The organism is Caulobacter sp. S45, from assembly GCF_903642205.1.
In the GTDB taxonomy this organism is placed as follows: Bacteria; Pseudomonadota; Alphaproteobacteria; order Caulobacterales; family Caulobacteraceae; genus CAHJWH01.
Window position 1 is genome coordinate 1 of the sequence record NZ_CAHJWH010000111.1, and the last position, 10,903, is coordinate 10,903.

Annotated in this window: 14 protein-coding genes, 3 tRNA genes and 1 pseudogene; 6 read left to right on the forward strand and 12 right to left on the reverse strand. The window is 69.0% G+C overall.

Going from position 1 to position 10,903, the window contains the following annotated elements:
* Positions 1-205, forward strand: a pseudogene (locus HUV06_RS11215) (hypothetical protein); the annotation flags it as partial.
* Positions 206-271: 66 nt separating this feature from the next.
* Complete coding sequence (locus tag HUV06_RS11220; RefSeq protein ID WP_174301357.1) at positions 272-769, forward strand: GFA family protein; 498 nt, start codon at positions 272-274, stop codon at positions 767-769.
* 39 nt (positions 770-808) lie between these two features.
* On the opposite strand, the gene HUV06_RS11225 is transcribed toward HUV06_RS11220, so the two are convergent.
* The gene (locus HUV06_RS11225; protein WP_174301358.1) at positions 809-1,021 is read right to left on the reverse strand and encodes a hypothetical protein; all 213 of its coding nucleotides are present in this window, start codon (positions 1,019-1,021) and stop codon (positions 809-811) included.
* Between the two features lie 98 nt (positions 1,022-1,119).
* Between HUV06_RS11225 and HUV06_RS11230 the strand changes: the two genes are divergently transcribed.
* The 3 genes from HUV06_RS11230 to HUV06_RS11240 all read left to right on the forward strand — a co-directional run bounded on the left by HUV06_RS11230 (position 1,120) and on the right by HUV06_RS11240 (position 2,870).
* Positions 1,120-1,434 (forward strand): DoxX family protein, encoded by a 315-nt coding sequence (locus HUV06_RS11230; protein WP_174301359.1) that lies wholly within the window; start codon positions 1,120-1,122, stop codon positions 1,432-1,434.
* Positions 1,435-1,549: 115 nt separating this feature from the next.
* Complete coding sequence (locus HUV06_RS11235) at positions 1,550-2,005, forward strand: EF-hand domain-containing protein (RefSeq protein WP_174301360.1); 456 nt, start codon at positions 1,550-1,552, stop codon at positions 2,003-2,005.
* A gap of 145 nt (positions 2,006-2,150) precedes the next feature.
* Positions 2,151-2,870, forward strand: coding sequence for an SURF1 family protein (locus tag HUV06_RS11240; RefSeq protein WP_254601066.1), 720 nt, complete (start codon positions 2,151-2,153; stop codon positions 2,868-2,870).
* 21 nt (positions 2,871-2,891) lie between these two features.
* On the opposite strand, the gene HUV06_RS11245 is transcribed toward HUV06_RS11240, so the two are convergent.
* The 6 genes from HUV06_RS11245 to recJ form a co-directional block, all read right to left on the reverse strand.
* A tRNA-Arg gene (locus tag HUV06_RS11245) sits at positions 2,892-2,968 on the reverse strand.
* A gap of 13 nt (positions 2,969-2,981) precedes the next feature.
* The gene (locus tag HUV06_RS11250) at positions 2,982-3,287 is read right to left on the reverse strand and encodes an ETC complex I subunit (protein ID WP_174301361.1); all 306 of its coding nucleotides are present in this window, start codon (positions 3,285-3,287) and stop codon (positions 2,982-2,984) included.
* Positions 3,288-3,339: 52 nt separating this feature from the next.
* A tRNA-Pro gene (locus HUV06_RS11255) sits at positions 3,340-3,416 on the reverse strand.
* Between the two features lie 66 nt (positions 3,417-3,482).
* On the reverse strand, positions 3,483-4,103 hold the full coding sequence (locus HUV06_RS11260; RefSeq protein ID WP_174301362.1) for a cold-shock protein: 621 nt from the start codon (positions 4,101-4,103) through the stop codon (positions 3,483-3,485).
* A 117-nt stretch (positions 4,104-4,220) separates the two neighbouring features.
* Positions 4,221-4,295: transfer RNA gene (locus HUV06_RS11265), tRNA-Glu, on the reverse strand.
* A 97-nt stretch (positions 4,296-4,392) separates the two neighbouring features.
* Complete coding sequence (recJ, locus tag HUV06_RS11270) at positions 4,393-6,201, reverse strand: single-stranded-DNA-specific exonuclease RecJ (RefSeq protein WP_174301363.1); 1,809 nt, start codon at positions 6,199-6,201, stop codon at positions 4,393-4,395.
* A 308-nt stretch (positions 6,202-6,509) separates the two neighbouring features.
* Between recJ and HUV06_RS11275 the strand changes: the two genes are divergently transcribed.
* Positions 6,510-7,007, forward strand: coding sequence for a MucR family transcriptional regulator (locus tag HUV06_RS11275; protein ID WP_174301364.1), 498 nt, complete (start codon positions 6,510-6,512; stop codon positions 7,005-7,007).
* A 163-nt stretch (positions 7,008-7,170) separates the two neighbouring features.
* On the opposite strand, the gene ssb is transcribed toward HUV06_RS11275, so the two are convergent.
* The 5 genes from ssb to HUV06_RS11300 all read right to left on the reverse strand — a co-directional run.
* Positions 7,171-7,701 carry a single-stranded DNA-binding protein gene (gene ssb / locus HUV06_RS11280; RefSeq protein ID WP_174301365.1) on the reverse strand — a complete coding sequence of 177 codons (531 nt, stop codon included), beginning with the start codon at positions 7,699-7,701 and terminating at the stop codon, positions 7,171-7,173.
* 82 nt (positions 7,702-7,783) lie between these two features.
* A complete protein-coding gene (locus HUV06_RS11285; protein ID WP_174301366.1) occupies positions 7,784-8,203 on the reverse strand; it encodes a hypothetical protein in 420 nt (139 codons plus the stop codon).
* A 14-nt stretch (positions 8,204-8,217) separates the two neighbouring features.
* Positions 8,218-8,904: a hypothetical protein gene (locus HUV06_RS11290; RefSeq protein ID WP_174301367.1), complete on the reverse strand. Its 687-nt coding sequence runs from the start codon at positions 8,902-8,904 to the stop codon at positions 8,218-8,220.
* 62 nt (positions 8,905-8,966) lie between these two features.
* Complete coding sequence (locus HUV06_RS11295) at positions 8,967-9,719, reverse strand: SDR family NAD(P)-dependent oxidoreductase (protein WP_174301368.1); 753 nt, start codon at positions 9,717-9,719, stop codon at positions 8,967-8,969.
* A gap of 166 nt (positions 9,720-9,885) precedes the next feature.
* Positions 9,886-10,903 (reverse strand): homoserine O-succinyltransferase (locus tag HUV06_RS11300; protein ID WP_217433795.1); only part of this gene is annotated, 1,018 nt, incomplete at its 5' end.

The window sequence follows — 10,903 nt, forward strand, 5'->3', positions numbered from 1 at the left end:
GCTCGCACCGCGCCGGCGCGCGCTCGCCGGCGGCCTCCTTGGGGCTGCGGCCGCCTCGGGCGCCGCCCACCTCACCTTCCGCGCACGCAGGCTCGCGATGAGGCGGTTCGGGCAGACGCCCACCGGCCTCTTGGAGGATGCAGCGACCCTGGGCTTCGCCCTCCTTGTGGTGGCGGCCGCCGGCCAGAGCGCCAGGCCGGGCTGAATGTCGCGCGGGCTCGTGGTAGGCCCACTTTGCGAATCAATCTTCAGCAAGCGTCCGGAAATCCCCATGCCTTTGAAGCTCGAAGGCTCGTGCCGATGCGGCGCGGTAAGCTTCGCCTGCAACAGCCACACGCCCGTGCCGTACCAGCGCTGCTACTGCTCGATCTGCCGCAAGACGGCAGGTGGGGGCGGCTATGCGATCAACCTGGGTGCGGACGCCCGGACCCTGGAGGTCCACGACACGGGCAAGGCGATCGGCGTGTTCCGTGCCGAGATCCGGCAGGAGGACGGATCCTGCGAGCTGTCGACCGCGGAACGAAGCTTCTGCTCCGCTTGCGGCGCGGCGCTCTGGCTGTTCTCGCCAGAGTGGCCGGACCTGATCCACCCGTTCGCGTCCGCTGTGGACATCCCACTCCCCTCGCCTCGAAGTTCGGTGCACCTCATGCTCCGCTTCAAGCCTGAGTGGGTCACGCTGCAGATCGGCGAAGGCGACCAGCTGTTCGACCTCTACCCTGATCAATCGATCCAGGATTGGCATCGCGACCATGAGGCCTGGGTCGAGTAGGCGCTGGCATGGGGTGAGCGGGACCCCATCGCGTCTCACTCACCACAGCGGCCGCCGAGGGCCTCCCTTGCGGTCTCGGATCAGCGCTTCCGCCTTTCGTTCGGCATCGGCGTACTCGCCGTACAGTCCGCGGAAACGCCAGCCTGCGCCCTCGCGCTCGTGGAGCTCGAAACGACCCTCTCGGTGACGGATGCGCATGGACTGGTCCACGGTGAGCCGCCGGTAAAGCCGGCCCAGGTTCAACAAGCGCAAGGCGCCACCTTGATCTTCGTGCTCGGGAACATGATAGCGGTCGAAGACGGTTCTGGTCGCATGCGGTCGCACCAAGCGACCCGTGAAAGGACGCCTCCATGAAGTTCGTTTCCGCCGTCATCGGCTCGACCCTGGCCGCAGCCGGCCTCGCCAAGCTGCTCCGGGTCGCCGCCTATGAAGACCTTGTCCAGGACCTGGACTGGTCGGACGAGGAGCGTCAGGCGATCGGTGTCTCCGAGCTGGTGGGCGGGCTGCTGATGCTGGCCGGGCCGACACGCCGCCTTGGGGTGGGGGTGGTTCTGGCCGCCTCGGGCGCTGCGCTCGCTGTGGAGCTTCGATCCGACCAGACGCAGCTGTCCACGCCAAGAGCCGGGATCATGCTGGCGACCTTGTTGGTCGGCGCAGCGGCGTAGATCGAGCGTCGGCGTGGGATCGTCGTCCAGGACGATCAAACTCAGCGCGGCGAACTTCCATCGATGTTGCCAAAGGTGAGCCGGCGCGTTCTGGTCATCGGATCGGAGAGACAGGATGCGCAAGACCAGGGTTTCCATCTGCGCCGTGGTGTTGGCGACGGGGGCGATGGGGTGCAGCAAGCACCAGGCCGATGTCGCCCCGGCGTCCGGACCCGCCGCCACGGTCACGCCCGCCACCCCGGCCGCGCCGCCGCTGGCGACGTCACCGGCCGTCGCTCCGGCCCAGGTCGCGCCCGGGGGTCTCGCCGAGTTCCAGGCCCGCTTCCAGAAGAACGTCATGCGCGCCGATGTCGACCACGATGGCCGCATCAGCCAACAGGAATGGGTGACGTTCCGAACGGCTCGTCCCGGCCGCGGCGGCGATCCTGCCAAGCAGTTCGCCCGGCTCGACACCAACCACGACGGCTACCTGACAGCAGATGAGCTCGACGCAGCTTCGTCCCGGATATTTGCGAGACGCTCAGCGATGCAGGCGTCCGCACCGAACAAGGGTGGCGACGAAGTGAATTGATCGATCCGCCCTCCACAAGCAGGTCGATGTAGCAGTGCAAAGCGGCAGGCGGGGACGACACTCCGGAGATGACGGTCGCGCCGCCGCCATCGGGGAAATCGCAGGCCCGGGCGTCCGCGCCCATTCGCTAGCCTCCCTGACGGGGGTGGCGATCCTGGGGCTCTGCCTGTGCCTGGGGTTCACAGTGCTCGGGACTTGGCAGCTGTACCGACGGGCGTGGAAGCTGAACCTGATCGCCCAGGTGCAGAGCCGCATCCACGCGCCTCCCCAAGCCGCCCCCGGGACCAACGCCTGGTCCAAGATCACGGCCGCCGCCGACATGTATCGCCGCGTTCGCATGCGAGGGGTGTTCCTGAACGACAAGGAAACGCGCGTGCATGCGCTGACGGAACTCGGGGGGGGCTACTGGGTGTTGACCCCCCTGCGAGCCCAGGCGGGCTTCATGGTGCTGGTGAACCGCGGCTTCGTCCCGTTCGATCACGCGGCTCCGGCGACCCGCCTGGCCGGCCAGATCACAGGGTCTGCGACCGTGACCGGGCTTCTTCGGGTGTCCGAACCTCGGGGCAGCTTCATCCAGCGCAACGATCCGGCCGGAGACCGGTGGTATTCCCGCGACGTCGAGGCGATCGCCGCGGCCCACCACCTGGGCGTCGTGGCGCCCTACTTCATCGACGCCGACTCCAGCCCCAATCCAGGCGGCTGGCCAGTTGGCGGGCTGACGGTGATCAGCTTCCCCAACAGCCACCTGGTCTACGCGATCACCTGGTACGCCCTGGCCCTGGTGGTCCTCGGCGCGGGAGGGATTGTCGGCCGGGAGGAGTGGCTACGGCGCAAACGCGTCGCCGCATGCAGACCCTCGGTTTAGTCAAAGACACAGAAGCGGAAGTGGCGCGCCCTGCAGGACTCGAACCTGCAACCGTCCGCTTAGAAGGCGGGTGCTCTATCCGGTTGAGCTAAGGGCGCTGAAGGCGGACGCTCAGTGCGTCCAGGGCTCACGCCGATTGGTGGCGAAGTTGTCGGCATAGGCCTTGATCACGTGCCGGCGCGGCTTCTCCTGCGCCACCTGGAAGGCGATGCCGTTGGCCTGGCAATAGGCCACCGCCTCCTGCTCGGTCTCGAAGGCCAGGCGGACCTGACCGTCCATGTCGCTGGAGGATATCCAGCCCATCAACGGGTCATGGCCGCGACCGGAGACGGAGTCGAACTCCAGCACCCAGTCGCGGGTCCGTGCACGGCCGGATGACATCGACGACTTGGAAGGCTTGAAGATACGCGCCAGCATTGTTGGTCCTGTCTCGCTCGGTCGGAACGCCGGGCCGCCAGTGTCGATCCGATGGTCGGGGCGACTGGATTCGAACCAGCGACCTGCTGCACCCAAAACAGCCGCGCTACCAGGCTGCGCTACGCCCCGACACCGGTTCGTCCCGTTCGTTTGCCACGGGCGCGGCCAGATCGCAATCGAGCTTGGGGCCGGGCCTTACCTCTCCAGGCTGGAGCAGTCGATCTCCGCGACGACCAGGCCCTTCGGCCCCTGGGCGAAGCGGACCATGACCTCGTCGCCGGGCTGGATATCCTCCACGCCGCACCTGCGCAGGGTCTCGATATGGATGAAGATGTCTCCCGGGCCGCCGTCGCGCACGACGAAGCCGTAGCCCTTGGTCCGGTTGAACCACTTGACCCGAGCCCGTTCCGGGAGGCCGGCGGCTTCGATCGGGCGACGGCTCTCCACGCCGTCGCGGCGGATGCCGCCGTCGCTTCGTTCCGAACCCGCCATATGGCCGTCGAGCCGCCTTCGCGCCTCGCCGCGCTCCGGAAGGGGGGTGGCCGCCGACTCGTCGATGTCGTGGATGCTGGCGACCTGCCAGCCCTTGCTGCGGCGGACGGCGTCACAGACGATCACGGCGCCTTCCGCGGCGTGCTCCCGGCCGCTCAGGCGCAGGCTTGTGACGTGCAGCAGCACGTCCTTGAGGTCCGTCTTGCCCGGATTGTCGGGGATCACGAAGCCGTACCCCTTGCCGGCGTCGAACCACTTGACGCGCCCGCTGATCCGCACCGGCTCTTCGTGCGGGTCCAAGCCATCGAACTCGACCCCAGACATGTAGTCCCCCCCGCCCGCGCTATGTCCCCGCAGGCGCCCGCGCAACATAACGCGCAAGAAACATAAGTCACAAAGGGCGTGACCCGCGATGGTTAGACGCAGGTTAGACTTGAGGCCTGGCAGTCCCTAGGGGAGTCGAACCCCTCTTCCCAGAATGAAAATCTGGTGTCCTAACCGATAGACGAAGGGACCACGGCGAGGAGGAGCCCTATAGCTCGGCTGCAGCGGGCGATGCAAGCGGGCCGGAGCGGTTTTCATTCGCTTTTCCTGACCACCTGAAAAGGAGGAATCAGCCGACCTGGCGCGGATCTGCGGCGTCCTCGATCTCCAGTTCGACCGCCTCGCGCCCCATCCAGTCGTCCGGCCGCAGCCGGCCTGCGACGTGCAGCGCGCCATCTGCGGCAAGGAGCCGCCGCCCAAGGTTGGTCTCCGCTGCACGCCACGCCACCGCGCGCAGTCTGTCCCCGCTGTCGTCAACGAGGACGCAACGCACGTGGCCGCCCTTCAGCGCCATGGCCCGTTCCACACGCATGCCGGCTGCGGCGAACAGGGGCTCCGGGTTGCCGGGGCCGAAGGGCAGCAGTTGCTGGAAGGCGCTCCACAGCGCCCGCCCGGCCCCGCCGGCGCTGACCAGGGCGTCGATCTCCAGGGAGTCGGCCGACGCAGCCTCCTTGTGCTCCGCCGCCAGCCGCTCGGCCAGGAAGGCGCGCAGATCGGGGATGAGGTGCGGGCGCACCGTCAGTCCTGCGGCCATGGCATGTCCTCCGCCGGCGAGCAGCAGGCCGGCGTCGAAGGCCGCCTGGATCGCGCGCCCCAGGTTCATGCCGGGCTGGGACCGCCCCGACCCCTTGCCGACGTCCGCAGCCGGATCGAGCCCGATCACGACGGCGGGACGGCGGTAGCGCTCGCGCAGCCGGCTGGCCACGATGCCCACCACGCCGGGATGCCAGTCCTCCCCCGCCACGACCAGTACAGGCGCCGCTGGGTCGAGGTTCGAGCCATGCTCCAGGACGCGGACCGCAGCCTCAAACGTCTCCGTCTCCACGGCCTTGCGGGTGACGTTCAGCGCGTCGAGCTCGGCGGCCAGCTCGGCCGCCTCGACCGGATCGTCGGTGGCCAGCAGCCGCGCGCCCAGATCGGAGCGGCCGATCCGGCCGCCCGCATTGATGCGCGGCCCCAGCACGAAGCCGGCGTGGAAGGTGGTGGCGGGCGCCTCGGCCGCGCCGGCCGCCTCCAGCAGGGCCTTCAGCCCGGGATTGCGCCAGGCCGACATCACCTTCAACCCCTGCGCGGCCAGCGCGCGGTTGAAGCCGGTGAGCGAGGTGACGTCGCACACCGCGCCGAGCGCCGCGAGATCAAGCCACTGGCGCAGGTCGGGCTCGGGGCGCGCCTCGAACAGGCCGCGCCGGCGCGCCTCCCGATTGAGCGCGGCGAGCAAAACGAAGGTGACGCCGGCCGCGGCGAGCACGCCCTGGCCGGAGCCGCAGTCCGGCCGGTTGGGATTGACCAGGGCCGCCGCCGGAGGCGGGGGCCCGCCACGCATGAGATGATGGTCGATGACCACGACCTCGAGGCCGATCTCGGCTGCAGCCTCCAGCGCGTCACGGGCCGCGGCGCCGCAGTCGACGGTCACCACCAGCTCGGCGCCCTCCCGCTTCAGCCGCCGGAAGGCTATGGGGCTTGGACCATAGCCCTCCGTCAGCCGGTCGGGCACGTAGATCGGCAGGTCACGACCGAGCGCGCGGAAGTAGCGGACCAGCAGCGCCGCGCTGGTGGCGCCGTCCACATCGTAGTCGGCGAACACCACGCACGGGCGATGCTTGACAATCGCTTCGACCAGGATCTCGGCCGCCTTGTCCATGTCGGCGAAACACGACGGGTCGGGGAACAGTGCCTTCAGCGTGGGAGCGAGATAGGTGGCGGCCGACGCCTCGTCGACGCCCCGCGCGGCCAGGGCGCGGGCGAGCGGTTCGTCCAGCCCGTGACGACGCTGATGCGAGATCACCAGACCGGGCTCGGCCGATCTCTGGCGCCAGCGTCGTCCGGTCAGCGATCGCTCTACGCCCAGGAAGGCTAGGGACGCGAAACCATCGGCCATCGAAAGCGTGCCTTTGAAGAACATCGGCTGGGTAGAATCACCTGCACACTAATCGCGCCAAGGACTCCAGCCTAGTCTCCAGGACGGGAGGGCCGCTCGGCGCCTCCTGGCCGATCCCGATCTCGTCCACTCCAATCGATGTGGCCACAGATGCAGCCTAGTGGACGCAGGCCGGGCGTCACTGCAACGGCTCAAGCCTAGCCTCTTGCATCTATGACTCGGCGTCGAATTACACTTAAGCGGCTGGACTTGATCCAACACATAATCCATATGCACTAGATCATCAGCACTAATGTGTAGAACCGTACATGAACGAGAATACCGAGGCGGTCGCCCTGACCGCGGACATCGTCTCCGCCTATGTGAGCAACAACAGCGTCGAATCCGGTGAGCTGGCCAGCCTGATCAATCAGGTGCACCAGGCTCTCACCCAGGCCGCCGAAGGCAAGCCGGCTGAGCCCGAGCCGCCGCCGACCCCTGCGGTGCCGGTGAAGAAGTCGATCACGCCCGAGTACCTGATCAGCCTGGAAGACGGGCGCAAGTACAAGTCGCTGAAGCGTCACCTCAGCACCCGTGGCATGTCGCCGGACGATTACCGGACCAAGTGGGGCCTGCCGAAGGACTATCCCATGGTCGCGGCCAGCTATTCGGCCCAGCGTTCCAGCCTGGCCAAGTCGCTCGGTCTCGGCCGCGCCCGCGCTGGCGGCGCCGCCACGGACGAAGCGTCTGCACCCGAGGAAGAGGTGGTCACCACCGCCGAACCCGCCCCCAAGGCGCCCCGCGGTCGGAAGCCCAAGGCGGCCTGATCACCTGGGGCGACCAAGCTCTGAGACGGTAGAAGGAGCGGCGACGGCGCCGCTCCTGACCGCCCTCAAGGCCTCACGTTTTACCACGCCACTTGCCGAGCGAGGCTGGGGAAGCCAGAATGCTCAAGGCCGATCGATCTCGACAGCGTCCAGCCTCATACATCTAGAACGGTATCTCGTCGTCGAGGTCGAAGTTCTCCTTGGGTCCGCTGCCTTGCGCCGGCCGTCCCTGGTTGAAGCCGCCACCCCCACCCCCACGGCCGCCGCCGTAATCGCCGCCACCGCCGCCGCGCCCGCCGCCGTATCCCGCATCGTCGCCGGAGCCTGCTCCCGCATCACCGCCGCGGCCGCCCAGCATGGTCATCTCGCCGCGGAACTTCTGTAGCACGATCTCGGTGGAGTACTTCTCGACGCCGGCCTGGTCTGTGTACTTGCGGGTCTGCAGCGCCCCCTCGATGTAGACGGTGGAGCCTTTCTTCAAATAACTCTCGGCCACCTTCACGAAGTTCTCGTTGAAGATGACCACCTGGTGCCACTCGGTCCGCTCCTTCTTCTCGCCGCTGGTGCGGTCGCGCCAGGTCTCGGAGGTGGCGATGCGCAGGTTCACCACCTTGTCGCCGGAGTTGAGGGTCCGGACCTCCGGGTCCTTGCCCAGGTTGCCGATCAGGATGACCTTGTTGACGCTGCCGGCCATGGCCAGTCCTCGCTGTTCTAGACGACGTTGATGTTCCGCTTACGTTCGCAGCAGGCGGGGTGAGGAGTCAAGGCTGGGCGCTTCAGCTTGGCGGCAGGGAACCCTGCGGCACCAGCCGCCCGTCCGGGGCGCGGGTCAGCATGGGAAAGGGCGAGGCGTCCAGCGTGTCGGCGGAGAATACGCCGCGCGGACCGACGAACAGGTACTGGCCCTGGTAGACGCCGGTCACGTCGTGCGTCGATCCCCCCAGGCTGAGGAAATGGATCCGCATGGTGTCCAGGGCGGCGGCGCAGTGTTCGAGGTCGCTCACGTCGCGCTTGACCATGAAGAAGCGGTATTTGCCGCTCACCTGGCCGCCCGTCTGGCCCTTGCCGTCGTCCACCATGTGGAAACAGACGCCGGCGTCGGTCGGCGGCTGCACGCCCTGGCTGCATCCGGCCACGGCCGCAGCCGAGATCAGGGCGGTGACTTGGCGCAGGCAGGCGGCGACAAGGCGGCGCATGGCTCTCTCGCGGGTCAGAGCGTTGGGATCGAGCAGTCGGCCGGATACTGCGGCGCGAGCGCGCTGAAGTCGCGGTTGTTCGAGGAGGCGTCGATCCGGCCCGGCGAGTCGCGCAGGGTCAGGCCACCCCAACGGCCATAGACCACCTGTCCCGGGATGGGGCAGCGCCCGTCGAACAGGGTGTGCACGCAGGCATCCAGGCTTACCCCCTGCCCCGTCGTGCGCCAGCTCCCCGCGGCGTAGCGGCGGCACTCCGCCGGCGGCCCGGAAGCGAAGCCGGTGCGCGCCGCGGGCGCGGTGGGATCGTCGCCGGCCGCGTCGGCCGTCTGGCCGCTGTCGTCGTCGCTCGAGTCCGCATTGGCCAGCGGCTGCAGATGGGTGTCGCCTCCGCCCGCCGCGATCGCCCCGCTCTGGTCCAGGCCGACATCAAGGCCGCCGGGCTTCACGCCGTTTTTCTGCGCGCAGTCGGCGGCGGTCTGCATGCCGACGAACTGGCCGTTGACGAAGCAGCGGACCGACGTGTCGGACTCCAGCCTGGGCGCCTTGCCCATCTCCACCTTCAGTCCGCCTGCGGCGGAGCCGGTGATGTTGCTGCTCTCGGTGGGCGGCGCGGGCTCGCTGGACCGGGGCGAGCGGCCGAGCAGCAGGGCCGCGGCGACCGCCAGCAAGATGGCGACGGCGGCCCCCAGGCCAGCCAGCACGCGACGATCCCTGAGCCAGCTCATCGCGCCTCGCTAAGCCGCCGCAGCGCCTTAGGCAAGCATCAGCTACGCTTGACAGCCGGCGCGGCGGGGGCCTGGCAGGTGGGCATCAGCTCGATCAGGTTGACGTTCATGTGGGGGGGCAGGCCGGCGATCCACGCCACCGTCTCGGCGATGTCCTCAGGCGTCAGCGGATCGACGCCCTCATAGACCTTTGCCGCCCGGGCCTGGTCGCCGCCGAAGCGGACGGCGCTGAACTCGGTGCCGCCGACCATGCCGGGCTCGATGCAGCTGACCCGCACGCCCGTGCCGATCAGGTCGGCCTTCAGGCCCAGGGTGAACTGCTCCACGAAAGCCTTGGACGCACCGTACACGTTGCCGCCCGGGTAGGCGTAGTTGGCCGCGGTGCTGCCCAGGTTGACGATCAGGCCGCGGCCGCGGTCCAGCATGCCGGGAAGCAGGGCGCGGGTGACGTGCATCAGGCCGGTGACGTTCACCGCCACCATGGTGTCCCACCCCTGCAGGTCGGCGGTCTGGGCGGGGTCCATACCCATGGCCAGGCCGGCGTTGTTCACGAGCAGGTCCAGCTCGCGCCAGCCCTCGGGCAGGCTGTCCGCCAGGGCCGCGACGGCGCGGGCGTCGGTAACGTCGAGGACGTGAACGAGCAGCGCCTCCCCAAGCTCTTCATGCAACGCGGCGAGCTTGTCGGCGCGGCGGGCGCAGGCGACCACCCGCCAGCCGTCCGCGACCAGACGACGGCTGATCGCCTCTCCGAAGCCGGCGCTGGCGCCGGTGACGAGCGCGGTCTTGGTCATGGGAGCCTCGAGAGAATGCCGGCGATCCCTGCCGGTCGTCTCCACTAAGCGGAAGGAGCGCCGAGGTTCCAGGCGCGACAGCGTCGGAAACGTGGCTGCGTCCTTCGAGACGCCTCCTGCAGAGGCTCCTCAGGATGAGGAGGGGTACCAAGCGGCATGCTTATCCTCATGCTGAGGAGCGAGCTTGCTCGCGTCTCGAACCATGCAGGGACGCTGGGCCCGCCTCCACGCCCACGTGGGAGGATGCCAGCCAGTTGCGCACCAACCTGGCGGCCGGCGCGCGCCAGGTATTGGCCGCAAGCGCGATCCCAGACGCAGGCGGCCAGCGACCCATCAGCTCGGGCCGCCGGTCGCGCCGCGCCGCTTCCACCAGCGCCTCGAGCCGATAGGATGTGTCCGGTCCGAACACGTCCCGCGGCAGGACGGGAAGGTCCGGCCGCTGACCGTCGGCATAGCGCTTCAGGTCACGCTTGAACTCCAGCGCCAGCGAGTTGGCGTCGTACTCCAGGTGGCCCTGAAGGAACAGGAACAGTCCATAGCCCGACCGCCTGACGAAGGTGTCTACGCCCGCTTCGGCCGCGTGGGTCAGGACGCTGTAGCCGCATCCGGTGAGCTCCGCCGCATCCAAGCCGTTGCCGCGGGAATGCGGAGCGACCCAGCCGCCCTCCAGTCCTGCGAGCATCGGGTCGGCGCCAGGCCTGGCGGCAGGCGTGCAGGCGAACAGGCCGCTGCATTTCTGCGCCAGGGGCGTGCGGACGATCCCGTCAAGGTGCAGCACGGCGGCGTGGGCGGCCAGGCACGACCACAGGACCGGCAGGGCGGCGGTGTCCGCCCAGTCCACCAGCCGCCGGAAGCCGGGCCAGAACGGCTCGTCGCGGAGGTCGGCGGCGCGGGGCTCGGCGCCGGTGACGATCAGGGCGTCGAGGCCGGCCTGCTCAACGTCAGCAACGGGCCGGTAGCGGGTGCGCAGCCGGGCGCGGGCCTGTGCGCCGCGGGAAACGCCCGGGAGGTGGAACAGGTGCAGCTCCACGTCGCGTTCGGGCGCCGCGGCCTCCACTAGGGACCGGAACTGCCTCTCGGTGACGGCGAGCGCGGCGTCGGGCATGTTGTTGACCAGGCCCACGCGCAGGCGCCGGCGGTCGCCGGCGAAGGCCACCGGACGGCGCACCGCGGGCGTCCGCCTT